This window comes from Fictibacillus iocasae (assembly GCF_042665465.1).
Taxonomy (GTDB): Bacteria; Bacillota; Bacilli; order Bacillales; family Fictibacillaceae; genus Fictibacillus; species Fictibacillus iocasae.
In genome coordinates, this window is sequence record NZ_JBHTCP010000015.1 from 67,881 (window position 1) to 93,798 (window position 25,918).

Consider the following 25,918-nt stretch of genomic DNA (forward strand, 5'->3'; position numbering starts at 1 on the left):
TGCCTCTCATTTATTTCGGTTCGATCGGAAGCGCGATGGTTTGGACGCGGCACTCCAGATCGAGTAAACCGGGTATTTCCTGCAGCTGCACAAACTCCACCGGGTTTCCCAAGTACCGGTAGCCGCTCCTTGGCAGCCAGACACTGTACAGCTCCGCATAGCACTCAATCAAGTATGGTCTTTCGCTAAAATCCACCGGCTGTTCCAATTCATAAAACACGTATTTCCCACCCGGGATGATGACCATTTCCAGCTCCGTACGTGTATTCACGCTTGACGGAACCTCTACACAGCAGTCGTACCGGCATTTATCTGGAGGCGTAATATACGGATTATTCTGAGGCAAACCAACAGCCGTTACCCCTTCATTCAGAAGATCACGCGCTTTCGCCCAGTGGTAAACACCTTCCCACGTCTGTCTAACTTCCTCTGAATACGCACCAAACCGACTCTTGTACACAAACTTCCGCTCGGGAAGCTCTATCACCTTGACGCTTTCCAAATTGATCCTTTGAAACTGATTATAATGTTGTGATTCCGCATTTTCTTCCTCATACTTGCTAATTTGTTTAGATTTCTTGCTATGAAAGTACGGTTTGGAGAATTTTTCGAGATAGCCGCCCTCTCGCCAAGCTTTAGGACTGCTTTTAAAATACTCTTTAAACGAGGTTGTAAAATAAGATAAAGAGGTAAATCCGCACTCAAAAGCGATCTCTGTCACTGGCATATTCGGCATATAAATCAGCATGTGCGCCGCCTTTTCCATCCTCACCCTTTTGACATAATCAGCTGGCGTTTCATTCATCACCTCAACAAAAAGCCGATGAAAATGGAAAGAAGAGTAGGTAGATTGCTCTGCCAAAATGTCGAGTGACAAGTTTTCATTCAAATGGTTCTGTATGTAATCAAGCACTTTATAAATACGGCTTTGCTGATCGCTCATCTCATTAACTCCTGACGTGTGACTCGTGTTTCTTTTATTATAGTGCAGAAAATGCGGCGTGGGGTACGGTACCTTTTTTTGTGAAGTCTTGTGCTCGCCCGCAAATGTTCATTTTTCGCCCGAAAACGCTGAATTCTCGCCCGGTAATTTCAATTTCTGCCCGCAAACTCCCAAAACCCGCCCGCAAGCATCTCCTCCCCTCATCCACAAAAAAAGAAGACAACCAGATCTGGCTGTCTTCCCCTAACTATCATCTATACCGGCTGCACACGCGACCAATGCCGGTCGACGGCAATGGCTTCTACCAGCTTTTTGCCGAACGCCTCCGGATCGGAGCCACCGTCGAGCAGCACACCGGCTTCAGGCGTCAGGTTGCCTTTGCCTTCACAAAGCTTCCTCACCACTCCCGCGGCACTCTCTGTCGCGGCAAGTGTTTTAAAATGCTTAAATGTATCCGCAATAAAGTCTTCAGCTTCCGGCAGACCCTTCATGCTTTCTTCAAAGCCTTTGCCGCCGGCGATGAACACGCCGTCATACAGCACGGAATCGGTCGTTAAATACGTCTTTTGCACCTCAAGCGGCTCTCCGTCACTGCTCATAACCGGCCCGAGATAACGTCCGACCACCTCTGGCGTGATGCCCGCTCCCGTCAGCGCGTCCATCACTGCGGTCACTTCCTTCCCTTCAAATCCAGTATTCACAAGCACGGCCACTTTTCTTGTCTGAGGCAGCTTGACGGTGTTTTCCTGGCTGAGGGCAGGGGATGCTGCGGTCACATCAACCGGCTTCACGTTTTCAGGCACTTTCGCTCCAACACTTAACGCGATTTCTTCTGCGAGCGCCGTATCGACGTTGCTGAACATTTCAACAACCTGCTGCTGCACGTCCTTGGATTTTACTTTTCCGACCTCAAAACAAAACGCTTTGACGATATGCTGCTTTTCCACCGCCGACATGCTGTTCCAGAACAGCCTTGCCTGTGAATAATGATCGGCGAAGCTTTCACTGCGCTGCCTTACTTTTTTGCCGTCGATTTTTTCCTGATAATGCTCGTAGCCGCCTTCACTCGCAGAAGACGTTTCCGGATAGCCCCCCTGCAGCGAGTTTTTATGGTACGAAACCGGACCGCGGTCGATCGTCATACGGTGCATGCCGTCGCGCTGGTTATTATGGAACGGACACACCGGACGGTTGATCGGAAGCTCATGGAAGTTCGGCCCGCCAAGGCGCGTCAGCTGCGTATCTGTATACGAGAACAGCCGCCCTTGCAGCAGCGGATCGTTCGAGAAGTCGATGCCCGGCACGACATGACCCGGATGGAACGCCACCTGCTCCGCCTCAGCGAACACGTTATCCACGTTTTTGTTTAACGTCATCTTCCCGATGATTTTTACCGGCACCTCTTCCTCCGGCCACACTTTTGTCGGGTCCAGTATATCGAAATTGAAGCTGAACTCATCGGCTTCATCAATCATCTGTACGCCAAGCTCATATTCCGGGAAGCTGCCCAGTTCGATCGCCTCGTACAGATCGCGGCGGTGGAAATCCGGGTCTTTACCTGCAATTTTCTGCGCTTCGTCCCAAACAAGCGAGTGCACGCCGAGCTTCGGCTTCCAATGGAATTTCACGAAACGCGCCTTGCCTTCTTCGTTCACAAAACGAAACGTGTGCACGCCAAATCCTTCCATCATTCGGTAGCTTCGCGGAATCGCACGGTCGCTCATCGCCCACATCACCATATGTGCGGACTCCGTATTGTTGGAAACAAAGTCCCAAAACGTATCATGAGCGGTCGACGCCTGTGGCATTTCATTGTGCGGCTCCGGCTTGAACGCATGCACAAGATCCGGAAACTTTATCGCATCTTGGATGAAGAACACGGGAATATTATTACCAACTAAATCGTAATTGCCTTCTTCGGTATAAAATTTCGTCGAGAACCCGCGCACATCACGGACCGTGTCCCCTGAGCCGCGCGATCCGGCTACCGTTGAAAAACGGACAAATACAGGCGTCTGCACGCCAGGGTCTTGAAGGAATTTTGCTTTTGTGTACTCCTTCATCGATTCATACACTTCAAACATGCCGTGTGCCGCATAGCCACGGGCATGAACGACACGCTCTGGAATGCGCTCATGGTCAAAATGGGTCATCTTTTCACGAAAATGGAAATCCTCCAGTAGCGTCGGTCCGCGCTGTCCTGCTTTTAAGGAATGCTCATCATCACTAATGCGCACACCCTGGTTCGTCGTCAGTTTCTCACCGTCATTGTTCGAACGATAATGCTCAAGCTGTTCGTCTTTTTTCAATCGTTATCCCTCCCGGTCATGTGTAAAAAGCTATGTATCTATACCTGCTTATTTCCCTGTTAGCACTCGTTAAAACTAGAACTATTGATGCAAAAAAGTTAAACAAGGCATATAAATGGCGTTTAAGGGTATAGAAATATAGAACGTACTGCGAATCAGTTTAGAGTCGAAAGGGAGAAATTATGAACATTTGCCTTAGCAATCATCCTTCATTAACAATCATTCAACTAATCGGAAACCCCAATGTCCATCTTTCTTCAGTTGTTTACGATTCAAGGAAAGCATGTGCCGGATCGGCGTTTGTCTGTGTGAGCGGAGAAAACCATGACGGCCATCATTATATCGAGCAGGCTGCCGAAAACGGGGCGGTTCTTATTGCAGGGGAAAACGAACTTATGATAAGAAAATTCGCCGAATCCTACCCAGCGTTAACGTTTGTACTCGTAAAAGACGCCAGGCTGTTTCTTGCGCATCTTTCCATCGTTTTTCATGACCGCATTCATGAGAAAATGACAACGGTAGGCGTAACGGGAACGAACGGTAAAACGACCGTGACAGCGTACGTGCGCTCGCTAATGAACGTTCTTAACACGCCATCAGCATTGATTGGAACAAACGGCATTCTTGCTTCCAAAGGTAAGCTGGCGTTCGAACAGACAACCCCCACTACGCCAGAGGCGCCCGATTTGCATCACTTATTTGAGCTGCTCAAACGAGAAGGCGACCAGCTTGTCGCGATGGAGGTATCCTCAGTCGCCATTGAACAGAAACGTACCGCCGGCATCGAGTTTGATGTAGCGATTCATACGAATATTTCTCCAGAGCATCTGGAGTTTCACCATACATTTGAGAACTATAAAAAAGCGAAATTGAAGCTGTTTCAGCAAGCGAAAGCGGCAGTAGTGAACCGTGATGACGAAGGGATGGGCGCTGACATCATTCAGCACTTCTCCGGCCCGCTCATCACGTACAGTCTGGACAAGCAGTCCAACGCAGACATTATCGCTTCCAACATCAAAACACACAGCGACGGCACCTCATTTGAATTGCGGATACAGCATAAATCGTATATCGTGCGCGCACCCATTTTCGGTGATTACAATGTCGCGAACCTGCTTTCTGCGATTGGAACGGCTGTGCTGCTCGGCCATTCTCTGCCGAACATCCTTTTGGCGCTTCCTTTCATAGAAGGACCAGAAGGACGATTTGAAGTGCTGCAGCAATACGGACGCCGCAGTATTATCCTGGATTATGCGCATACACCTGTTGCGCTTTCCAATCTCATCGAGCAAGTGAAAAAGCTGCCACACAACCGGCTGATCGTCATGATCACTGGAATCGGTATTAGAGACCGTGATAAAATGCCGAAAATGGCTGAAGCGATTGAAGGGAAGGCTGATGAAGTGGTCGTATCCGTCGATCATCCTGGCTATAATGAACCGGAGGATATCGTGAACCATGTGATCTCAGGCTTTAAAAACAAGCTTTCACCGCATATTCATCCAGCACCGTCACGTCGGGAAGGTGTACTGGCCGCACTGGCTCTGAGCCGAGAAGGCGACCTTATCGTCCTGACAAGCGGCTGCATTAACGGCGCACAGATCATAAAAGGGAAAAAGGTGCCGCATTCGGACAAAGACATCATCCACGAGTATTTTGACAAGCTGCAAAGCGGGATGGAAAGGGATTATGCAGAGGCGTGACGAATACCAATTTAAATACCTTAAAAGCGCTAAGAGTCATTTTAGTGCTTTTTTTCATAGCGAAAGAGGTGCATTCAGATGATTCACTTGCCGCGTGACCATGATCCTATGAACAATGCGCAGCTGATCGGGCGTTATGGCGCCAGAAAAATGGAGCTGCCGAGCGCTGTTGAGGAAACCGAGCTGCTTTTTCAAGATATTTATAACCGCGATTATACGCCGTCTTTTCAAAACTCTCCCACTCTTTCTTTATTTAAAACGTTCAAGAAGCTCATAAAAGGAATGTTTGTGGAGGATGTTTCCAACCGTACACTTCCTCCTACTCGGACGGTGATGGACGAGAATGGGATGCCTTGTCCTGAATGGCTGCCGACATTAAACAGAGAGTACGACCGGCTTTTTTGTGAAATCACGAAGACCGTAAACGTGAAAGATTTCGGAGCGAAGGGAGACGGGGTCACGGATGATACCGCGGCTTTTGAAAAAGCGATCGGAACAGGATCGGTGCATGTCGTGGTGCCAGCAGGTGTGTATATGACCAAAGGCATCAAGCTGCCGTCTTGGACATCGTTTTCGGGTGAAGGAAAAGGCATCACTGTGATTAAACTGCATAACGAGGCACCGATTGGCAGGCGCCTTATTACGAACAGCCGCTATATAAAAGGAAACCACCATATCGCCGTCCGCTACATGACGCTTGACTGGAACGTGGAACGGCTAGGCGATATACCGAAAACGGCTGCCGGCAACAACCAGTCCAGCTGCCTCACGTTCGCTCATGTCACCTACGGCTGGGTGCAGAACGTGGAAGCCATCAATCCCGGCCTTCACTGCTTCGACGTGTCTTCCGCTTATTACACGTACTTAGGTGACGGCACTCGTGCGCGATACGGCAGCCGCTACATATGGCTGGATAACCTGAACGGCTATGGGTTCGGCGATGACGGGATCACGACTCATCACAGTGAGGATCTTTTTATCTCAAACTCTCACATGTGCGATCCGAGCGGCCGCTCGCATAAGCTTGGCTTTTCCAACTCCAACGGCATCGAGGTGGATGACGGCTCACGCAACGTTTGGCTGCTCAACAACTCAACAGCACGGTGCTTTGGCGGAATAGAGATTAAGGCCCATCACAACTCAGCGGCCGCCGCAAATGTCCACATCATCGGTCACCTCTCCGTTAACGACAACCGTGCCTATAATTTCCGACATATCGGCCACCACCAGGCAGCTGATACAGAATCGCTGACTGCTTTTAATATCAAAGCAACGAATCTTATCGCGGCGGCTCCTATTAGAACCTCATTATACGAAGGGTCACAGCAGCGCGCCCTCGTCGTCTCTGGCTATAAAAATGTGGTCATCAACCATTTTACGGCTATTGGGGACAGTGATTACGATTATAACCGGGGTCCGGTACTCGCCGTTCAATACCGCGCACGCAACGTTGTGCTGAACAATGTGCACGTGACCGGCTTTAAAACAGCAGGAGTCGATATGAAGGTGTTTGGCGGTGATAACGCAGCAGACATCGTCCGTATCGGCCAATTCACCGCCGACGCCTCGGCTGAAAAGACCTTGGTTGTCGGCAGCGGTGTAACGGATATTGAACTGCAGAACGTGTATGCAGTAAGAGGATTGACGCGGGAAAAAGTAACATTATAAGAAGGACAAAGCCCGGATGATGTCATCCGGGCTTTTATATGCCGGTAAACGATACGAGCATAAAAATGGTGATACAAACGAAATTCCAAACCACACTGACTTCCCTGTTCTTATCCTTTAAAAGATGAGCGAACAAATAATCAAGCAATGTAATCACGAAGGTCACCGCCAAAACCATCACCACGTACGCAAGCCATCCTTCCAACGGGATGAACGTGTGTAGGAGAAATAATAACAGCAGAATAACACACATACTCAATAACCTGCTCAAGCGATTTGTTCCATCATATACGAACATACTCCTCATCTGAACGTGCCCCTTTCAACCAGCTGTTATTCCTTTCATTTTATAGATTGAAGAAAGCAATCAAAAGAACGACGAATGTTAGACCTAAAATGCTCAATGTCAACGTAAGAGAACTAACTTCTCTATCTTTTTCTCCTAGGAGCTTAATACAGACTTTTTCAACCAAGGTTGCGAGGATGATGGAAGAAACTATCAAGATAAGGGAGGCCTCCCACCCTGTATTTGGAGAATAAATGTTGAAAAGTTGAAGAAGAAATACGACGATACACACACTGATCAATCCGCTCAATCGAAAGGTTTCGCGCCGTTTAAACCACTTTTTCAGCATCCGACTTATCCCCCTTATACCTTATCTTATAATCAATGGTTAAGAAATTTAGGTCGAAGCCGATATTCGTTTCGTATGTAAAAGACGATTTCTTAGGCAAATAGGTAATAGAAGAAAAACGCAAATCCCATTGCTCATGCAGCTCGGGCTGCTGCGCTGTTTTCCACACTTCTTCCACTCTCGCGCTTATGGGTATTTCTACATATATTGGTTTATTCTTCATAAAATGACCTCCCCCCATAACATATCATATTTATAGAAACAGCTTGGAGGATAAATAAGGAAAACGATTCATAGCATGTTACAAACAATGTGTTAAAATTAACCATATATAACAAAAGGAGGGCATGCGTTTTGCTTAATATATTGCTTATAATTGGTGCGGTTTCCATCGCTGTCTCTGGAATCTTTCTTGGTGCTTGGACGAACGGACAGCAGCAGCGTGCGAACTTTCACTCTGAAACGAGCGACCATCGCAACTTTCGCACAAAAATTGCACTATACAGCGGGCTTGTGGGTGTCCTCTCGTTTGGAGCGGCCGGGCTGGTCTGGTACCTATAAAATAAGCTAAGTTAAAGGATTATGTACAAGGAAGGCAATAGAATACAGCAAGACATTGGGGTGTCGTTCAGGAGGAAATATTATGCAAAACAAAGCTTTAGTAGTCATCGATATTCAAAATGACATCACAAAGAATTACAAAGAGATAATCGGTAATATCAACCAATCCATTGATTGGGCTGCCGAAAATGATATTCATGTTGTGTATATAAGACACGAGAATTTGTCACCTGGTACCAGAACGTTTAAAACCGATACACGAGGGGCCGAATTAGCTCCAGATTTGAAAATCGTATCAGACCACGTTTTTACAAAATATAAGGGAAACGCATTAACAAGCGAAGAATTCACAGCCTTTATTCAAAGAAATGAAATAGACGACTTCTACATCACTGGAGCAGATGCTATCGCTTGTGTTAAGTCAACTTGCTATAACTTACGTAAATCAAACTATGGGGTCAGCGTCCTATCAGATTGCATTACCAGTTACGATAAAAAGAAAATAGATGCTATGTTAGACTATTATGAAAGTAAAGGATGCGACATTATTTGTTTGAATGACTTATTGAATTAAGGATTTTTACGTCCAGATTAAAAAGGCTCACGACAGCATCATGCTGTCGTGAGCCTTTTTTGGTTTTGCNGAAAAAGTCCGATCTTCGCCCGGAAACTCCCGTTTACTCCCCTTGCGCCTTCTTGATCTGCTTGCTTCGCAGCTGTCCGCACGCCGCGTCGATGTCTGTGCCGTGTTCTTGGCGTATTTTACAGTTAATGCCGCGCTTTTTCAGCGTGTCGTAGAAAGCGAGTACGTCGCTTTGCTCACTGCGCTGATATTGGCTGTGCTCATCGACCGGGTTGTATGGAATCAGGTTCACGTACACGCTTTTGCCTTTATCGGCAAACAGGTCGGCAAGCTGCTCTGCCTCCTCAATATGATCGTTCACGTCGCGCAGCAAAATGTATTCGAGCGTGATCCGTTTGTTCGTCTTCTCAATATAATAGTTCACCGCATCCATCAGCTTCTCGATCGGAATGGCACGGTTAATTTTCATGATGCGAGTGCGCAGGTCGTTGTTCGGCGCGTGCAGCGATAGCGCCAGGTTCACCTGCAGACCAGTATCAGCAAACTCCTTCATCTTGTTCGCCAGCCCGCTCGTCGACACGGTGATCTTGCGTGCCCCGATGGCGAGGCCCTTATAATCCGTCACCACATGTATAAAATCGACCATATTGTCAAAGTTATCAAAAGGCTCTCCGATTCCCATGACGACGATGTGGCTCACCCGCTCGTCTTCGCCCTTCGCGTCAAGATGGTGCTGAACGTTCATAATCTGCTCCACAATCTCACCGCTCGAGAGGTCACGCGTTTTAGCGAGCAGTCCGCTCGCACAGAAGCTGCAGCCGATGTTGCAGCCGACCTGAGTCGTGACGCAAACGGACAGACCGTACTTATGGCGCATCAGTACCGTTTCGATTAAGTTGCCGTCCTGCAGCCTGAACAGAAATTTTACCGTTCCGTCAGCAGACTCCTGCTTCACGTGCACCTCCAGCGTTTGAATGCTGAAGTTCTCGACTAACAATTCACGAGCTTCCGCCTTCAGTTCCGTCATGTCCTCAAACGCTGTTACGCGCTTTCTATATAAATAATCCCAAACCTGGGACGCTCTGTATTTTGTGTGTCCTCGGTCAATCAGCCATGATTCGAGCTGGCTTGACGTTAGTCCATAAATGGATGGCTTATTCATTGTGCAACCCTCATTTCACGGTGGAAATTCGCTCACATTATCCTTGCAAAACCTTTTTAAATCAACACTTGCAAGCTTCTACCACTATACCTTTTTTAAAGAAAAAAATCTATTTTTGACACAGAAAAATACAAGAAAATTCGACAAATCCCAACAATTAACACACGAAAAGTTTTGACAATATAAAATATTTGCGGTTATTATATTTTGTGGATAAAGGAGGTTACATTATGTCAACTTTGAATAAACAGAAAATTGTGGACAGTGTCCCGCAAAAAGGCTTTTTCGGTCACCCTAAGGGCTTGTTCACTCTCTTCTTTACAGAGTTTTGGGAGCGTTTCTCCTACTATGGAATGAGAGCGATCCTTGTTTACTATATGTACTACAGCGTTTCAGAAGGTGGATTAGGTTTAAGCGAGCAAACCGCTCTTGCCATCATGTCCATCTACGGTTCACTCGTATACATGTCCGGTGTTATCGGCGGATGGCTGGCTGACCGCGTGTTCGGTACGTCGAAGGCCCTGTTCTACGGCGGTATTTTAATCATGATCGGTCACATCCTCCTGTCGCTTCCTGGCAGTGTGACGATGCTATTCGTCTCCATGGTGTTCATCGTAATCGGTACAGGTATGCTTAAGCCGAACGTTTCAAGTGTAGTCGGTGATATGTACAGCCCTGAAGACACGCGCCGCGATGCAGGTTTCAGTATTTTCTACATGGGGATTAACCTTGGTGCGTTCCTGTCTCCGCTTATTATCGGTAAAGTGCAGGCAGACGTTGGTTTCCACGCTGGATTCGCGATTGCAGCGGTAGGTATGCTTCTCGGTTTGATTGTATTTGTCGTAACAAAGAAAAAGACTCTCGGCCTTGCCGGGACGTATGTTCCAAACCCGCTATCAGCGGCTGAAAAGAAAAAAGTAATCGGTATCGTTGCCGCTGTGGCCATTGTGCTTGGTGTTGTTCTTGGCATCACGATTCCAAACGGCATGTTCACGCTTAACGTGTTCATCAACCTTGTTGGAATTTTCGGTGTTACGATTCCTACGATTTATTTCGTCGTCATGTACAGAAGCAAAAAGACAACAGACGTGGAGCGTTCGCGCCTTATTGCTTACATCCCGCTGTTCATCGCATCCGTTATGTTCTGGGCAATTCAGGAGCAAGGCTCTACAATCCTTGCCAGCTATGCGGACAAGCGTACTGACTTAAATTTTGCAGGATTTGATATTGCTCCTGCGATGTTCCAGTCATTGAACCCGCTATTCATCATCGTCCTTGCGCCAGTTTTCGCTTGGATGTGGGTGAAGATGGGCAACCGTCAGCCATCTGTGCCGCAGAAGTTCTCACTGTCCCTTCTGTTCGCAGGTCTTTCATTCCTTGTGATCCTGCTTCCTGCTTACTTTGGCGGAACAGACACATTGGTTAACCCATTATGGCTGGTACTCAGCTACTTTATCGTTGTACTAGGCGAGCTTCTATTATCGCCAGTTGGACTTTCTGCTACAACGAAACTCGCGCCTGCCGCGTTCTCTGCACAGACCATGAGCCTTTGGTTCCTGTCCAGTGCAGCCGCACAGGCTCTAAACGCACAGCTCGTGCGCTTTTACACACCAGAAAACGAAATGATGTACTTCGGCTCCATCGGTGTCGCAGCCATCGTTCTAAGCTTGCTTCTATTCATGATCTCACCTAAGATTCAAGTGTTCATGAAGGGCATCAGATAATATAAAGAAAACGACAGCTGACGCCAAGCCTTTCCGTCAGCCGCAGTTGACCCTATCCTTTCATAACGTACAAAAAAGCTTCCAGCGAAAACATTCGCTTGGAAGCTTTTTTTGATGTTAGTTTAGTGCACACACAATACAGATTCGCTCCTTACACAAATCTGGTTTCTTCCATTTTTCTTCGCTTCATATAACCCTAAATCAGCCAGATGGAAATGCTCTTCAAAGGTCTTCACGGTGCCCGAATCATTGTCTGCCACACCTATACTCACTGTAACCGGAAATGGACTGTCTTCTTTTTGTAAATCTGCATTCGTTAACGCTTCTTTCAGCTGATTTGCCATTTCCTTGCCGCGTTGAATAGGTTCTTTTACTAAAATGACAAATTCATCGCCGCCATATCTTCCTATGAATCCCATCTCGCCCATCGTTTCATGACAAAGGGCTCCGACTTTCTTAATCACCTCATCACCGAACAAATGGCCATGGTTATCATTTATGTCTTTAAAATAATCAATATCAAGGACCATGCACGTAACATCCGTATAATTCATCGCAGCTGTCCCTAGCCATTCGTTTGCTGTCGTCTCCAGATGGCTGCGGTTATGTAACCCAGTTAAGTAGTCTGTCGTGGCTTTCTTCTTTAACATCGATAAGCTGTGCTTGACCTCTAATTTAATGGCAGCTTGCGCTAATTGGCTTTCATTGATTTCATTCAATAGCTGGATGTATTCCTTTTGCACACGATAGCCTAGTTGATAATCCCCCATAAGGTCACATAGCTTACATCGTTCCTCTTGAATCGTTTTTAACAGATACGCATCCTTATAGCCTTCTACTATGGCTTTAGCTTGCGAAAGCGATTCAAACGCTTCACGGTAACGCTCACTATTCTCGTACCAGCTGCCTTGAAGCATCAAGCAATGCGCTTTTTCTCTCATGAAATTGTCTAAGACAGGATTCGTAATCATTTCCTGCAAATACGCATAAGCACGATCCAAATCCATTAGGCCAATATACGACTGTGCAAGATTCAGCATCACTCTCAAATTCAAAATCGGTCTTTCAGGGAGAGATCGTTCTGCCATTTTCAGCCCTAATATGGCGCTATCCAGTGCTTCTTGAAAGTTCTTCTCTTCTAAAAAGACGTGACTGAGATTGCTGTACGCGTTGCTGACGATATTAAATTTCTCTACTTTCAGCCCTAGCTCAATGGTTTGCTTAAGTGTCTCTTTCGCTTTATCGTATTCCTTTGTATATTCATATAACAAAAACAAGATGTTATACAGCTTCATCCGATCCACATCATCGCCATGCTCCAAACACACTTCCTCATATTCAGATATGAGCGCAAAGGCCTCTTCCATTGCACCAATGGAATAATAGGACGCGACACTGGCAACATGAGCCGTCAGAATCGCCTTATAATCCTTCCACTCCGTCCCCCATTTTAAAAGATGGAAGCTTTCTTGAATGCACTCCTTGTATTTCCCTTCTTCTCTTAAGAGTAAGACCTTTTGCTGCAAAGCTACTGATTCGTCTTTATTCATGCTTCGACTCCTGTCACGTTTGATGTATACCCTTAACAAAAAAGTATGATAATGGAAATATCGTCTAGTATGACATTATTTTCAGAATTATTTTTTAAATAGAGAAACTCCAAGCCCTGTTAGCGAACTTGGAGTTTAAACGAATGGATAAAAGGAAGGAGACACTCTCATGGAAGACATGATTCACACCGCTGCACGCACCACGGCATCTTATCTGCTTCTGCTCATCCTTACCTACTTTATCGGCAAACAGATCAACGCACACAAAAATTACTTTAGCTTCGCGCTTTCAATAACCATCGGGGCACTCGTCGCGAACATGGGCTTCAATGTGAAGATTCCGTTCACGGACGTGCTTCTTTCATTCATGGTGCTGTCGAGCATCTATTTTCTTGTATCTTATCTGTCGCTTCACTTTCGTCCGCTGCGAAAATGGCTGTCCGGCTCCCCTACCACGGTGATCGAAAACGGCCAAATCCTCGAGCACCATATGAAAAAAATTCACCTCACCATGGATGACTTGAATCAGCTCCTTCGTGAGGCGAGCATTTTTGACATAGAGGAAGTCGATTACGCTGTGCTTGAAATTAGCGGAAACCTATCCGTACTGAAAAAAGATCTCTATAAAAATGTAACGAAACGTGATCTTAAGCTTCCAGAAAGCGCGCCAAAGCCGCTTCCGCTCGAGCTCATCATGGACGGCAGTGTACTCGAACAAAACCTGAACGACATCCATAACCGCACCTGGCTGAACCAGCAGCTCACTTCCCGAGGCCTGACGCTATCTGATGTGTTCTACGCAGTTGTCAGTTCAAACGGCACGCTCATACTCGATCTTTATCAAGACAATCCGTCCACTTAGTTCAGGGTAGTCCCTTTAAACGTATTGCCGCCTTCGATCGTGCCAAGATCGAATCCTTTTTTGAACCATGTCATCCGCTGTTCTGACGTTCCGTGCGTGAAGCTTTCCGGCACCACATAGCCGCGCGCTCTTTTTTGAATCGTATCGTCACCGACCGCACTCGCCGCGTTCAAGGCTTCTTCTAGATCCCCTTTTTCAAGCAGATCCATTCCTTGCGCATGATGCGCCCATACGCCCGCATAATAGTCAGCCTGAAGCTCGAAACGAACCTGGTATTTGTTGTATTCCTTTTCATCCAGCTTCTGGCGCAGCGGCCCTAATTTTTCCGTAGTGCCGAGCAATGTCTGTACATGATGGCCGACCTCGTGCGCGATCACATACGCCATCGCGAAATCGCCCGGCGCTTTAAACTCGCGCTGCAGCTCGTTATAAAAGCTTAAATCAATGTACAGCTTCTGGTCGCCCGGACAATAAAATGGCCCGACAGATGAACCCGCTGCACCGCAAGCAGACTGCACGCTGTCTGTATAAAGCACGAGTGTCGGTTCTTTGTACGTCAGGCCCTTCTTCTTGAACTGCTCAGCCCACACTTCCTCTGTATCGGCCAGCACAACGGACACAAACTGCGCCAGCTCTTTTTCCTCCGCACTCTCCTCATATGGCGCACCGCCATTATTCGTTGCCGGACCCGTCTCGTTTATTAGGTCAGCTGGATTACCGCCTAGCAGCGTAAAAATCAGCACGATAATAATCCCGCCGAGTCCGCCTCCAGCAACCAGCTTGCCTCCGCCCATCCCGCGGCGGTCCTCCACATTCGAACTGCCCTGCCTGCCTCTCCATTTCATACGATATCCTCCTGCAATCACGTAGTTTAGTAGAGGTATACCCCAGAAAGAGAGAATTTAATTCTGTATCGTGCTTTTTTAGTATGTAATAGTCCTGCTCCCCTTCAATCCACCACATTCGCGAGCACTTCACAATCACAGAAACCGCCTTGATTTGTAATCGCCTTGATCACCTTTGCCTTTTTCCCTGCTGGTATATGATCATCGACCCACTTTTTTGTATAGACGAGCGTGTGATCACAGTCCTCGACTCTCAATTGCTGCTCCAAACTTGCACCGAGTGACTCCCGTTCTTCTGGCTGCAGATCAAGCTCCTTCCACTGTCCGCCATATTCCTTTAACATAGCGAACCGCTTCAAATCCTTCTTGTCTTTTTTGCCAAGCTCCAGCACTCGCTGCATGCACTCAATCGCCGCACGGTAATTCAAAAGGCATTCCTCTGCCTGAGAAAGGAGACACCACGCCAGCTGGTTATCCAGATGTTCTGCCGTGTATTCCTTGAGCCCCTCTCTTGCATGCAAAAGATACGGAACGGCCTCCTTATCCGGTCTTCTTCTCCTATAGGAGCCTTGCATGGAAAGCATCTGGCCTTTTTTTAGCGTTTCCTGCCATTCACTAAGTTCCTTCACTTCTCTGTTCCTCTCTTCCATTCCTGTCTCTTTTTCAAACTAAATCTCTCCCTTTCTCAAGCCGTTGTGTGTATGCTTAAGTAAAAAAAGAGAGGGGAAATTTGGTATGAACGTGTCTAGAATCCATATCATCGGCTCGGTCGGAAGCGGGAAAACGACACTTGCCAAGCAATTATCTCAGCTTCTTCACATTCCCTATTACGAACTCGACAACGTCTCTTGGATTCGCAGAAAAGAAGGCGACCTCATGCGATCTCCGGAGAAACGCGACGAATGTCTGCAGTCTATCATCCAATCACCTTCGTGGATTGTAGAAGGCGTGCACTATACATGGACGCGTGACAGCTTTCATCATGCCGAACTGATTCTTCTGCTCGATACACCATACCGAACAAGAATTTTCCGTATCATCAAACGGTTTCTCCGCCAAAAAACGGGATTCGAACACGCTCATTATAAACCTACCTTCCGCATTTTTCTGAGAATGTTCAAATGGAACCATCATTTTGAGAAGGTCGCCAAGCCCATCATTCAAGAGATGTACCACCCATACGAGGATAAAGTGATCATCTTGAAAAACAAGGAAGACCTCACAAAGATAAAGGCGAGACTGTTCCCCACCCAACAGACAGGTTAAAGGTCGAATTCCAAGTTCGGGGTCCGGTACCATCAGAAGAAAAAGCAGCAATCAAGCTGCTTTTCCTTCTGCAGTACCGGACCCCGATAACCTCGATAACCGATAAAGTTTTCACAAAACGGCTTTCATCTTAGCCAGCTTATCTGGGTTACGGATGAAATAGAGGTTCTGAATGCAGTCGTTTTCCACATGCAACAGGATGGCCGTGACCATCTCTCCGTCTGAAAGAATGACGATGCCGGCCTGACCGTTTATGTTCTTCACATCAAATGAAATGCTCTCGCCATATTGCGGCATTTGCTTGAGAAGGCCAAACAGGAATTTCGCCACTCGCTCTCTCGAAATAATCGGATGAAGCGCAGCCACCGCTTTTCCGCCGCCATCCGAAATTAGGACAACCTCTTCGGATAAGATCTCTAATACAGACTCGACGTTGCCGGTCCCAAACGCTTGGAGAAACCGGCTGACCCATGCTTCACTTTCTTTTTCTAACAAAACAGCGTGCTCTTCTGTTATGCCCATCTTTTCGTTTGCCCGGCTGAACAGCTTGCGGCAATTCGCCTCGCTTTTTTCGGTTAATTCCGCAATCTCCTTATAGCCGAAGTCAAATGCATTCCGCAGCACGAACACCGCTCGCTCTGACGGTGAAAGCTTCTCCATCAGAACGAGCATCGCATAGGATAGCTGCTGACCTTGATAAACACGATCAAAGAATTCGCTGTCTGAAGAGATGATTGGTTCGGGCAGCCATTCTCCCACATACTGCTCCCGCCGTTTGCGCGCTGACTTTAACAAGTCCAAACAGCGGTTGGTCACCATCTTGCACAAGTATGCTTTAGGCTGATCCACGTCCTTTTCCATCTTGTACATCTTAAGAAATACATCCTGAACGGCATCTTCTGCATCGTTAATCGAACCTGTCATTTGATAAGCAATCTTGAACAACAACGGTTTATACGTCTCGTAAAGGTCTTGCATTTTCTCCCCCTACCCCCACTCAGTTTCTTAAAAGACTCGCGATGTCCCACGTGAACTTCCTCATTTTCAAGCCCCATTTCCCTGCCACGACAAAGCTCAAGCCCCATTTCGAAGCCCAGGCCATTCCGTTATCAGGACCAATGCTCCAGCAATACGTGTCCATATAACTCTTATGAACCGGTGCTCTTGTTCCATTTGTGTCTGCCAAAATCACTTGCCCGAGCCTGGCTGATTGGGCGCCCGCTTCTTTACAGGTCATTCTGTCAGGCTTCCCGCTGACCGCGTCCACGATATGTGCGCAGTCACCCACACTGTATACGCCAGGCAGGCCCTTCACCCTGTAGCTGTGATCGACGGCCACTTTCCCGTCCTCCGTCAGCGGAACGTTCATCTGCTTGAGCATCGGATTGGGCTGCAAGCCGAGTGTCCATAAACACAAACCAGAAGGCAGCTCTTTTCCATCGGCCAGGTGCACCTTTCCATCGGTCGCCTGCATAACCCTGCTCTGATGACATACCGTCACACCGGCTTCTCTTAACGAGCGCTCCAGTTTATCCGACACACTTGAAGGTCCTTCCATAAACAGCCTTTCATGTGCGTTCATTAAGAGAATCTTCACCGCGCGTTCCTCTAGACCAAGCTCTTTTGCGTAAGCGCGGACACTGTGGACAAGCTCTGCTGCTGTTTCGATTCCGCTCAATCCCGCACCCGCTATAGTAATGGTCATGAGGCTCTGCTTTTTATGTGTATCGGTTTCTGTCACGGCCGCTTTCAGGTTAGCGCGCCACAATTTATTGATTTTCTGAGCCGCCTCAATCCCGTTCAGCGCGATACCTCCTTTATCCGTTTCTGTCTCACGGACAACGCTGCCTGCAGCCAGCACTACATAATCATAGTGGACATCAAAAGTTTCTCCTGCCGGATTCAAGCACCGCAGCATGTTTCTTTCATGCTCAAGCGACTGAACACACGCTTGAAGAAAATCCACACCGCTCGGAAAGATGTCTCGAAATGGAATCTTAATGTCCTCATCATTCACAGCTGGTTTAAAAAGAAGCACCTTCCGGGTATGGTACGGATTTTTATCAATTAAAACGAGATTAAGTTCCTCCCCTCTGAATGCCTTTTGCAAGGATTGAACCGCATGAATCCCCGCATACCCGCCGCCTACAATCACACATGTTTTCGCCATTTCTTCACTCACTCCTCCACCTGTTTGAAAATAAAACGAGGCAGAGCGATGTTTTGTGACAGCGCGAACACAAAAATGGGTCTGTGAATCATCACCATAATCCAACAAATTTCAGCAAATGTTTCCTCATTTCCTGGGAAATTCATAAAAAATCTTGTCGAAAGAGATCATGATGGCGAAAAAAAAAGGACTTCATATGCCCTTTGACATACAAAATCCTTTCTAATCAAACCTGTTCATTACAACATAGTTAAAACTTCACTAAACGAGGATCAAATTTAATAAATCCGTCTCTCATCTTCGTGTAAACCTTCTTTTGGATAAATTTCAAAGCAATAATAAACAATAAGCTGCTTAATACTCCCACAATAGCGATCCATTTATAAAAGATAGCAAGAAGGGTCGACACCATCACATTTGTTAGTGAAAACGTATAAATGATAATAAGCAGAAGATTAAAATATTGTAATAGAAAGATCCTTATCTTCTCCATAGTAGAAGTGGTATCTTTTCTTCTCCTATTTAAGAGTTTGATTTCGCTTACGGCAATTTTATAGGTTTCTAAAAACCAAGTTACGATTGTCACCACGTACCTCCCGAAAAATAGAGTTAACCAACATGACTATAATAGTACTAAACCTAAACAGCTATCCTTGTATTTAATAACACAATTTCCATAAACTCAAACCATAAAATGTAAATAATTGCTCAAGAAAAAACAGGGCAGCTAGTCTCTCTCGCCCTGTTTTTTCTCTATAACAGCCTCTCCAGCTCCATCACATCATCCAATATATAATCGGCCTCGTGCTTTTCAAAATCGGCCCGTGCCTTTTCGCCTGATAGCCCTGTGAGGACGGCGGCGAACTGGCAGCCGATTTCGCGGGCGGCGATCAAATCGGCTAGTGAATCTCCCACTACAAGTACTTCATCCGCGCCTGCCATCGGCAACCTGGCTTCTACACTAGAACGTTCACCTCTATCCCGTCCGAGAAGCGCCATCACATACGTAAACGGATGAGGCTTCGATAACGAGCCTTTGTCCGTAAACGCTTTTTGTGCACGCAGCACATCATCGGCTGTGATAACGGTATTTTCATCAAAATAGGAAAGCCAGTTCAGATGCTGAAACGGCTGGATGGTCTCGAGCTGTGGCCGGCCCGTTCCTATTCCAATGGTTACCTCTTTTTCCTTTAATCGGCTAAAAAGTCTCGCGATCTCTTCAGCAGGTGCGAGCGTCTGTTCATCCGCTAAAAATCCTTTTTTACCAAGCTGGACGGACGGCCTTCCCGTTGACTGCTGCACGTGGCTGTCGCCAACATACCATTCCTGCGACACGTGCTCGCAAACCAACCAAAGCGCGCCTTTTTCTGCGAAAATGGAAGTTTCCACACCGAGCTTTTCACGTGCAAGAACATCCAGATGGTTCATCAATCCTTGCTTTGTTTCAGCCGTAGTATGGAAATTTTCAAGAAACGCTTGATAACGGATAGTCGGGTTCACCTCTCGAAGGGCTTGTCCCATCTCCTGCAGCACACTGCGGTCGATCGGACTCGACAGCCACTCCGCAGTACGGTCTCTGTCATCTAACTGGGCAAGCAGTTCGATTAGCTGGCAGCTGAACGTTAGATAGATCATATCCCAGTTTGCGTTTAACCCTCTCGATTTTAGATAAGACAGCACCTGATCGTCTTGGAAAACGTCGGATCGTATGAGTTTAATCTCCCCTCGATGCACATCGGTTCGGAATTTTAACGGTGCCAGCCCTAGATAATGATCACTTATGAGAAGCTCCCAAACAGTTAGGGCTGATGCATCGAAATAGTGGTCTTCGCTTAGCAGTACGCCATCAACATCAAATAGTACAGTCTTAATCATTATCTGCTTCCCCCGCTCGGTATGGTATCTTTTTTTACAATTTTACACTTTACATCGATAAAGAAACAAGGTAAAATGTTCAACATATTCAGAAAATACAGAAAAAGTAATGACGAATGAGGCGCTTAAAAGGAGCTTCAGAGAGTCGGTGCAAGCTGAGAGCCGATGCCCTTTTGGCAAAACCTGAGCCATTCTGAACTGACAGGCTGAAACAGAAGTAGGCCCGTCCGGCATGAAGCCGTTATCTCACTCGAGGCTGTTGCGCTATGCGTACAGTGAACGAGGGTGGCACCGCGTATATCCACGCCCCTCCTAACACGACAAATCTGTCTGTTAGGAGGGGCGTTTTTATTATGATTTGGGGTCCGGTACCGTTTGCGGCAAGCCCGCAATATCAGCGAAAAATTCGCAAATCGTACCGGACCCCCAAACACCCAAACAACCCAAACAAGGAAGGATGATACCATGCTTTTTCAGCAGCAATTTTTGTATGCACCGGGTCCGACTCCGGTACCCGAACGCGTTCAGTACGCGATGAACAAGCCGATGATCGGCCATCGCAGCCAGGAATTCCCGCTTTTGCTCGAAGCCGCTGCAACGCGCCTGAAACCGATTTTCGGTTCTGACCATCCTGTCACGATTATTGCGGCAAGCGGAACCGCGGCGCTAGAAACAGCCGCCGCAAACGTCCTTGATGAAAACGATGATGTGACGGTTATCGTCACAGGCGCGTTCGGTGACCGGTTCGCGAGCATTTGCGAAACGTTTGGTGCGAACGTACACCGGTTGGAGATCGAGTGGGGAAAAACGTGTTCACCCGACGAGCTGCGCACGTTTCTCCAGCAAACCAATAAAAACATGAAAGCGGTTATCGCCACCTATTGTGAAACATCTACCGGCGTCGTGAACCCAGTGCACGAGCTCGGTAAAATCGTCAAAGAAATGACTGACGCGCTCTTCATCGTTGACGGGGTGAGCTGCATTGGCGCTGTGGAAGTGGATATGCCGCGCTGGCACATCGATATTTTAGCGTCCGGCTCGCAAAAAGCACTCATGCTTCCGCCTGGGCTTGCCTTTATTGCGTGCAGCGAGCAGGCGCGAAAGGTCATCGCCGAAACGAAGACAAAGCGCTTTTATCTGGATTTAAACCGTTATTTCTCCTCGTATGACAACGAACGGTCTACACCGTTCACACCGGCCATCTCACTCATCAACGGCGCTCTCGAAGTATGCGTGATGATAGAGGAAGAAGGGCTCGACAATGTGATCCGCCGCCATCAGCTGCTGAGAAGCATGCTCCGCGAAGGATTGAAAACACTCGAACTGCCGCTTTTAACAAATGACCAGGATGCATCTCCCACCATCACCGCTGTCATGACAACCACAGACGAAACAAAGAAACTAAAGAAGCTTTTACACGAAAAATACGGATTGAGCATCGCCGGCGGCCAAAAGAAGCTGAAGGGCGAGATCGTGCGAATCGGCCACATGGGCTACAGCACGCCTTATCATATGCTGAAAATGCTGAACGGAATGGAAATGGCGCTGACCGAGCTGACAGGCAGCAGCGTGCTCGGCAAAGGAACAGCTAAAGCACAGGAGGTATGGATGCAACATGTTTAATGTACTCGTAACCGACAGCATCAGCGATAACGGGCTGATGGATTTATATGATCATGACCAGTTCACACTCGATAAAAGGGTCGGCTTGCCGCCAGAAGAGCTAAAGGAAGTGATCGGAAACTATGACGCGCTCATCGTCCGCAGCCAGACGCAGGTGACAAAAGAAATTCTTGAGCATGCGCACCAATTGCAGGTAATCGCACGCGCTGGAGTCGGCGTGGATAACATCGATGTGCAAGCGGCGACACGAAAAGGAATCATCGTCATCAACGCGCCTGGCGCCAACACGATCGCGGCGGCTGAGCATACGATGGCGATGATGCTCGCACTGTCGAGAAACGTCCCGCAGGCGCATCAGCTCACATCCAGCGGCGAATGGAATCGCACCGCTTTTCAAGGCGTAGAGCTTTACAAGAAAACGATTGGCATCGTCGGCATGGGCAAAATCGGAACTGAGGTGGCAAAGCGGTGCAAAAGCTTTGAGATGAACATTCTCGGGTTCGATCCGTATTTGACGGATGAACGGGCGAAAAGCCTTGGCATCCAAAAGGCTACGCTCGACGAGATTGCGGCTGAATCTGACTACATCACGCTGCATACGCCGCTAACGAACGCGACCCGCAATTTGGTGGACGCGGAATACATCAGCAAAACGAAAAAAGGAGTGCGGTTCATCAACTGCGCGCGTGGCGGAATCATTGATGAGGATGCGCTCGTTGCCGCCATTGATTCCGGCCATGTGGCTGGCGCGGCGCTCGATGTGTATCAGGTCGAGCCGCCTGTGAACACGAAGCTTTTCCAGCACCCTGCCATCATCATGACTCCCCATCTTGCCGCCTCTACCGTTGAGGCACAGGAAAAAGTCGCGCAGGAGGTCAGCGCCGAGATCATTGAGATTTTAGAAGCGAAAAACATTCGCCACGCTGTGAACATGCCAGCGATTTCCAAACAAAACCAGGAAAAGATGGCGCCGTATCTAAAGCTTGGCGAACAGATGGGACAGCTCGTCATCCAGCTGCTCAAGCACGCACCCGATAAAATCGACATGACGTATCAAGGCGATCTGGCTGGTGACGATACCGACCTGCTCACACGCACGATGATGAAAGGACTGCTCTCGCACCATTTAACCGACTCGGTCAACCTAATCAATGCACTGCACCTGCTGAAAGAGCAGGATATTCCGTATAATGTGGAGAAAAAGGCGCGCGGTAAAGGTTTCGCCAACTACATGGAACTGCGCGTTCATAATAAAGGGGAAACAGCAGTGATTGGCGCGACCGTGCTGAATGGCTATGGCGCGAGAATCGTGAAGCTAAACCATTATCACATCGACATTAAGCCAGAAGCTCACCTGCTCTTTATTAAGCATAACGACGTACCGGGCATGATCGGCAAGGTTGGATCACTCCTCGGCGGCCACGACATTAACATCGGGACGATGCAGGTCGGCAGGACAGACATCGGCGGCGAGGCGATCATGGTCCTCTCGCTCGATAAAAAGCTAGACAACAAACTGATTCAAGAACTCGAGCAAATCAGCGGCTTGAACGAAGCACAGGTGCTGGAGCTTGAAGAATAGAACCCCTACACAAAAAGCGAAGCCCTTTCCGCACAGGAAGGGAGCTTCTCTTTTTTTGGGGGCGATGAAGTTCCCGCTATCCTGCGGGTATTGACGAGAGCCTTCAGCACTTGCCTTATTCCTCTTTATTCCCACACTTCTCTGTTCTCTTATTCATACTATAGTTTACGTGCTTTTTAGGGGGAGGTGAAAGAGATTGAGTGATTGCCCGAAATGCGGTTCCGATTCAAGCGAATGCGGCTGCTATGAAATGGAACAAGCCCATGAATGCAGCATCGCATCCCCGCATCATTCCTTTTTTGACTGCGACTGTGAAATATGCCGGCCTTCTAAAAAAAGAAAAACCAAATCCGATCCATTGACAGACTGATACATCGTTAGTGCGTTTATGGGGTCCGGTACACAGCCTGCGCCAATCCCGCTATTGCGGAATTTGCTGCAGCGGTGTACCGGACCCACAAATGCCCCCAAATGGAAAAGGCATCTCGGCAGAAGTGCCGATGATGCCTTTTTGTTATTTTCTTCTTAAGTTCGGTGCAAGCTGCGGCATAGGTGCGTTGGTATTTTTCAGCACGCTGCTGCTTTCCTCTGCTTGAGGACTGTAGAACTTTTCAATGATATAGCTCGAACCGAGCTTTCCTGCAACATTGAACCCAAACCGCTTAAACAGCCGCAGGGCATCCTCATTTTCACCATCAACGGTAGCATAAATGCCTTTAATTCCTTGTCTTCTAATGTGCTGTTCAAATTCAGGCAGCAGTGTTGTCGCAATGCCCTTGCCACGGTATTTTTCATCAAACACCACATAATCCACATATATAATGTCCATTATTCTAAATCGATAAGAAACGAAGCCAACCGGCACGTCTTGTTCATTGCACACTACGAGTGAATCAATAGCATTCTTTAAAATGGACGTAATGACACCCCTAGAAACTCTAAAACTATCCAACACCATCTCTATTAAAATGGCATCATCTTTTGCAGGAATTCTTTTCCGAATATACAAAGTTACTCCCCCTTATACGGTTCAAAGGGAGACAATTACTATGAAACCCTTTCTTTACTATATGAGGCTTGTCCGAAATGGCTTGGATAAATACCTTATTTTAATGAAACTTGGCTTTTGTCCCCGCATTATAGTTAGACATAATTAAAGACCGGGACTGTTTCTCTCCCGATCTTGTATAACCACTTAATAAGATTAAGCTAAAGGCGGCTTCTTCTTCTTTGGTTCTGCAGCTGCACTTTCTTTTTTACCTTTTTTGAAGCCAAGCAATTGATCAAGCCAGTTGTTCATGCTAGTCTCAACCCCCTCGAAAGAAAATAGAAAAGGAATACGCTCCATATTCTCTTCTCATGCTTCTATACTATGCAAGCTTGTCCGGATGGTTTGGACAGATGTTCTATTTTTCTATTTTATTAGTCGGTATTTTTCGGGTTCGAGGGGAGTTCGGGGTCCGGTACGTCAAAAGGAGGAGTCGCGCTGCGAGCGTGTACATCACCTTTTGGTACCGGACCCCGGTTTTACCGGTTTGGGAGAACTGCTTGCTTTTTAAAATAAAAGACGTTACACTCAATTCTATAAATCGTAATTGTTACGATTTAAGACTTTTAAAAAGTGAGTGATATACAAAATGACGAAGAAAATTCCTGTTACCGTGCTAAGCGGTTATTTAGGTGCCGGCAAAACGACGTTGCTGAAGCACATCTTAGAAAATACAGAAAACATGCGCGTAGCCGTAATCGTCAACGATATGAGCGAGATCAACGTTGACGCGTCCCTTATCAAGAAGGGCGTGTTCTCACAAACCGAAGAAACGCTCGTTGAAATGCAGAACGGCTGCATCTGCTGTACGTTACGAGACGATCTCATGAAAGAAGTCGAAAAGCTGGCGACCGCCGGAAATATCGATTATATCGTGATTGAATCGACGGGAATCAGTGAACCCATTCCTGTCGCTCAGACGTTCACGTATGTGGACGAAGAACTCGGGATCGACCTATCACAGGTGGCAAGATTAGACACAATGGTTACGGTTGTGGACGGAAACCGTTTCTGGGATGACTTCTCTTCTGGAGAGTCTCTGCTTGACCGAAAGCAAACGACAGAAGAAGAGGATAAGCGGGAAGTGGTTGACCTTATCATTGACCAAATCGAGTTTGCCGATGTGATTTTGCTGAATAAGACCGACCTTCTTGAAGAAGAAGACGTACAAGAACTTGAAGATGTCCTGAAAAAACTGAACGCCAACGCGCGCGTTATCAAAACGAGCTTTTCACGCGTACCGCTCAAGGATGTTCTGAACACGGGACGCTTTGACTTTGAACAAGCCAGTCAAGGCGCTGGCTGGATCAAGGAACTGAACACTGAGCACGTTCCGGAAACAGAGGAATATGGCATCTCCTCATTTGTCTACCGATCAAGAAAACCGCTGCACCCTGAGCGTTTTATGGCATGGCTTGAAAACTGGCCGATCGATGTGGTACGTGCCAAAGGCTTCTTCTGGGTCGCGACGCGCAATGATATGTCTGGACTCCTCTCTCAAGCGGGTACTTCCATCACGATCCAAGGTGCCGGTGAATGGGTGGCCGCTTACCCTGAACACGAACAACAGCAAGTGTTAAAAGAAGAGCCAGAGCTGCTGGAGAAATGGGATCCAACTTATGGCGACCGTATGAACGAAATCGTTATGATCGGGATTGACATGAACCATAAGGAAATTGAAGACTCTCTTCATTCGTGTTTATTGACGGACGAAGAAATGACCGGCGACTGGTCGAACCTGAACGACCCGCTTCCTGCTTTTGAAATCGTATAATATGAATAAGAAAAACCGACCATCTCTGGTCGGTT

Annotated in this window: 24 protein-coding genes; 11 read left to right on the top strand and 13 right to left on the bottom strand. The window is 47.3% G+C overall.

From position 1 onward, the window contains the following. Nucleotides 1–10: 10 nt before the first annotated feature. A complete protein-coding gene (locus ACFQPF_RS09480; RefSeq protein ID WP_379748961.1) occupies nucleotides 11–943 on the bottom strand; it encodes an AraC family transcriptional regulator in 933 nt (310 codons plus the stop codon). Between the two features lie 254 nt (nucleotides 944–1,197). Beyond that, a complete protein-coding gene (locus ACFQPF_RS09485) occupies nucleotides 1,198–3,252 on the bottom strand; it encodes a catalase (protein WP_379748963.1) in 2,055 nt (684 codons plus the stop codon). Nucleotides 3,253–3,434: 182 nt separating this feature from the next. Between ACFQPF_RS09485 and ACFQPF_RS09490 the strand changes: the two genes are divergently transcribed. Next, nucleotides 3,435–4,955 (top strand): UDP-N-acetylmuramoyl-L-alanyl-D-glutamate--2,6-diaminopimelate ligase, encoded by a 1,521-nt coding sequence (locus ACFQPF_RS09490; protein ID WP_379748965.1) that lies wholly within the window; start codon nucleotides 3,435–3,437, stop codon nucleotides 4,953–4,955. A gap of 78 nt (nucleotides 4,956–5,033) precedes the next feature. Beyond that, nucleotides 5,034–6,623, top strand: a complete 1,590-nt coding sequence (locus ACFQPF_RS09495) for a glycoside hydrolase family 55 protein (protein ID WP_379748967.1) — start codon at nucleotides 5,034–5,036, stop codon at nucleotides 6,621–6,623. Between the two features lie 34 nt (nucleotides 6,624–6,657). Here the strand turns inward: ACFQPF_RS09495 and ACFQPF_RS09500 are convergent, their stop codons facing one another. Further along, a complete protein-coding gene (locus ACFQPF_RS09500) occupies nucleotides 6,658–6,876 on the bottom strand; it encodes a hypothetical protein (RefSeq protein WP_379748969.1) in 219 nt (72 codons plus the stop codon). Nucleotides 6,877–7,238: 362 nt separating this feature from the next. Beyond that, nucleotides 7,239–7,481, bottom strand: a complete 243-nt coding sequence (locus tag ACFQPF_RS09505) for a hypothetical protein (protein ID WP_379748972.1) — start codon at nucleotides 7,479–7,481, stop codon at nucleotides 7,239–7,241. Nucleotides 7,482–7,612: 131 nt separating this feature from the next. On the opposite strand from ACFQPF_RS09505, the gene ACFQPF_RS09510 reads away from it, so the two are divergent. Next, nucleotides 7,613–7,819 (top strand): DUF5316 family protein, encoded by a 207-nt coding sequence (locus ACFQPF_RS09510; RefSeq protein ID WP_379748974.1) that lies wholly within the window; start codon nucleotides 7,613–7,615, stop codon nucleotides 7,817–7,819. Between the two features lie 82 nt (nucleotides 7,820–7,901). Continuing rightward, nucleotides 7,902–8,393, top strand: coding sequence for a cysteine hydrolase family protein (locus ACFQPF_RS09515; RefSeq protein ID WP_379748976.1), 492 nt, complete (start codon nucleotides 7,902–7,904; stop codon nucleotides 8,391–8,393). A 103-nt stretch (nucleotides 8,394–8,496) separates the two neighbouring features. Here the strand turns inward: ACFQPF_RS09515 and rlmN are convergent, their stop codons facing one another. Then, nucleotides 8,497–9,564: a dual-specificity RNA methyltransferase RlmN gene (rlmN, locus tag ACFQPF_RS09520; RefSeq protein WP_379748978.1), complete on the bottom strand. Its 1,068-nt coding sequence runs from the start codon at nucleotides 9,562–9,564 to the stop codon at nucleotides 8,497–8,499. Nucleotides 9,565–9,794: 230 nt separating this feature from the next. Here rlmN and ACFQPF_RS09525 point away from each other — a divergent pair, with 230 nt between their 5' ends. Further along, nucleotides 9,795–11,288 (top strand): peptide MFS transporter, encoded by a 1,494-nt coding sequence (locus ACFQPF_RS09525; protein ID WP_379748980.1) that lies wholly within the window; start codon nucleotides 9,795–9,797, stop codon nucleotides 11,286–11,288. Between the two features lie 122 nt (nucleotides 11,289–11,410). On the opposite strand, the gene ACFQPF_RS09530 is transcribed toward ACFQPF_RS09525, so the two are convergent. After that, nucleotides 11,411–12,838, bottom strand: coding sequence for a tetratricopeptide repeat-containing diguanylate cyclase (locus ACFQPF_RS09530; protein ID WP_379748982.1), 1,428 nt, complete (start codon nucleotides 12,836–12,838; stop codon nucleotides 11,411–11,413). Nucleotides 12,839–13,007: 169 nt separating this feature from the next. Between ACFQPF_RS09530 and ACFQPF_RS09535 the strand changes: the two genes are divergently transcribed. Next, entirely contained in the window at nucleotides 13,008–13,700 is a 693-nt protein-coding gene (locus tag ACFQPF_RS09535) for a DUF421 domain-containing protein (protein ID WP_379748984.1), read from the top strand. Here ACFQPF_RS09535 and ypfJ read toward each other — a convergent pair. Together ypfJ and ACFQPF_RS09545 are read right to left on the bottom strand one after the other, a co-directional pair. Next, entirely contained in the window at nucleotides 13,697–14,545 is an 849-nt protein-coding gene (gene ypfJ, locus ACFQPF_RS09540) for a KPN_02809 family neutral zinc metallopeptidase (RefSeq protein ID WP_379748986.1), read from the bottom strand. The genes ACFQPF_RS09535 and ypfJ overlap by 4 nt on opposite strands. Before the next feature lie 104 nt (nucleotides 14,546–14,649). Continuing rightward, nucleotides 14,650–15,195: a DUF2695 domain-containing protein gene (locus ACFQPF_RS09545; RefSeq protein WP_379748988.1), complete on the bottom strand. Its 546-nt coding sequence runs from the start codon at nucleotides 15,193–15,195 to the stop codon at nucleotides 14,650–14,652. 85 nt (nucleotides 15,196–15,280) lie between these two features. On the opposite strand from ACFQPF_RS09545, the gene ACFQPF_RS09550 reads away from it, so the two are divergent. Continuing rightward, on the top strand, nucleotides 15,281–15,811 hold the full coding sequence (locus ACFQPF_RS09550; protein WP_379748990.1) for a P-loop NTPase family protein: 531 nt from the start codon (nucleotides 15,281–15,283) through the stop codon (nucleotides 15,809–15,811). A gap of 111 nt (nucleotides 15,812–15,922) precedes the next feature. Here the strand turns inward: ACFQPF_RS09550 and ACFQPF_RS09555 are convergent, their stop codons facing one another. From ACFQPF_RS09555 to ACFQPF_RS09570, 4 genes are all read right to left on the bottom strand, one after another. Next, nucleotides 15,923–16,789, bottom strand: coding sequence for an RNA polymerase sigma-70 factor (locus tag ACFQPF_RS09555; protein WP_379748992.1), 867 nt, complete (start codon nucleotides 16,787–16,789; stop codon nucleotides 15,923–15,925). Between the two features lie 19 nt (nucleotides 16,790–16,808). Beyond that, nucleotides 16,809–17,981 carry an NAD(P)/FAD-dependent oxidoreductase gene (locus ACFQPF_RS09560; RefSeq protein WP_379748994.1) on the bottom strand — a complete coding sequence of 391 codons (1,173 nt, stop codon included), beginning with the start codon at nucleotides 17,979–17,981 and terminating at the stop codon, nucleotides 16,809–16,811. Nucleotides 17,982–18,231: 250 nt separating this feature from the next. Beyond that, nucleotides 18,232–18,567: a hypothetical protein gene (locus ACFQPF_RS09565; RefSeq protein WP_379748996.1), complete on the bottom strand. Its 336-nt coding sequence runs from the start codon at nucleotides 18,565–18,567 to the stop codon at nucleotides 18,232–18,234. Nucleotides 18,568–18,734: 167 nt separating this feature from the next. Continuing rightward, nucleotides 18,735–19,856 (bottom strand): HAD family hydrolase, encoded by a 1,122-nt coding sequence (locus tag ACFQPF_RS09570; RefSeq protein WP_379748998.1) that lies wholly within the window; start codon nucleotides 19,854–19,856, stop codon nucleotides 18,735–18,737. A gap of 465 nt (nucleotides 19,857–20,321) precedes the next feature. Between ACFQPF_RS09570 and ACFQPF_RS09575 the strand changes: the two genes are divergently transcribed. From ACFQPF_RS09575 to ACFQPF_RS09585, 3 genes are all read left to right on the top strand, one after another. Then, nucleotides 20,322–21,479, top strand: coding sequence for a pyridoxal-phosphate-dependent aminotransferase family protein (locus ACFQPF_RS09575; RefSeq protein WP_379749000.1), 1,158 nt, complete (start codon nucleotides 20,322–20,324; stop codon nucleotides 21,477–21,479). Continuing rightward, nucleotides 21,472–23,061, top strand: a complete 1,590-nt coding sequence (gene serA / locus ACFQPF_RS09580; RefSeq protein ID WP_379749002.1) for a phosphoglycerate dehydrogenase — start codon at nucleotides 21,472–21,474, stop codon at nucleotides 23,059–23,061. The genes ACFQPF_RS09575 and serA overlap by 8 nt, the downstream gene beginning before the upstream one ends. Nucleotides 23,062–23,261: 200 nt before the next feature. Beyond that, nucleotides 23,262–23,423, top strand: coding sequence for a hypothetical protein (locus ACFQPF_RS09585; protein ID WP_379749004.1), 162 nt, complete (start codon nucleotides 23,262–23,264; stop codon nucleotides 23,421–23,423). Nucleotides 23,424–23,575: 152 nt separating this feature from the next. Here ACFQPF_RS09585 and ACFQPF_RS09590 read toward each other — a convergent pair whose 3' ends face one another. Continuing rightward, a complete protein-coding gene (locus tag ACFQPF_RS09590; RefSeq protein ID WP_379749006.1) occupies nucleotides 23,576–24,070 on the bottom strand; it encodes a GNAT family N-acetyltransferase in 495 nt (164 codons plus the stop codon). Between the two features lie 628 nt (nucleotides 24,071–24,698). Here ACFQPF_RS09590 and ACFQPF_RS09595 point away from each other — a divergent pair. Then, entirely contained in the window at nucleotides 24,699–25,883 is a 1,185-nt protein-coding gene (locus ACFQPF_RS09595) for a GTP-binding protein (RefSeq protein WP_379749008.1), read from the top strand. Nucleotides 25,884–25,918: the final 35 nt, after the last annotated feature.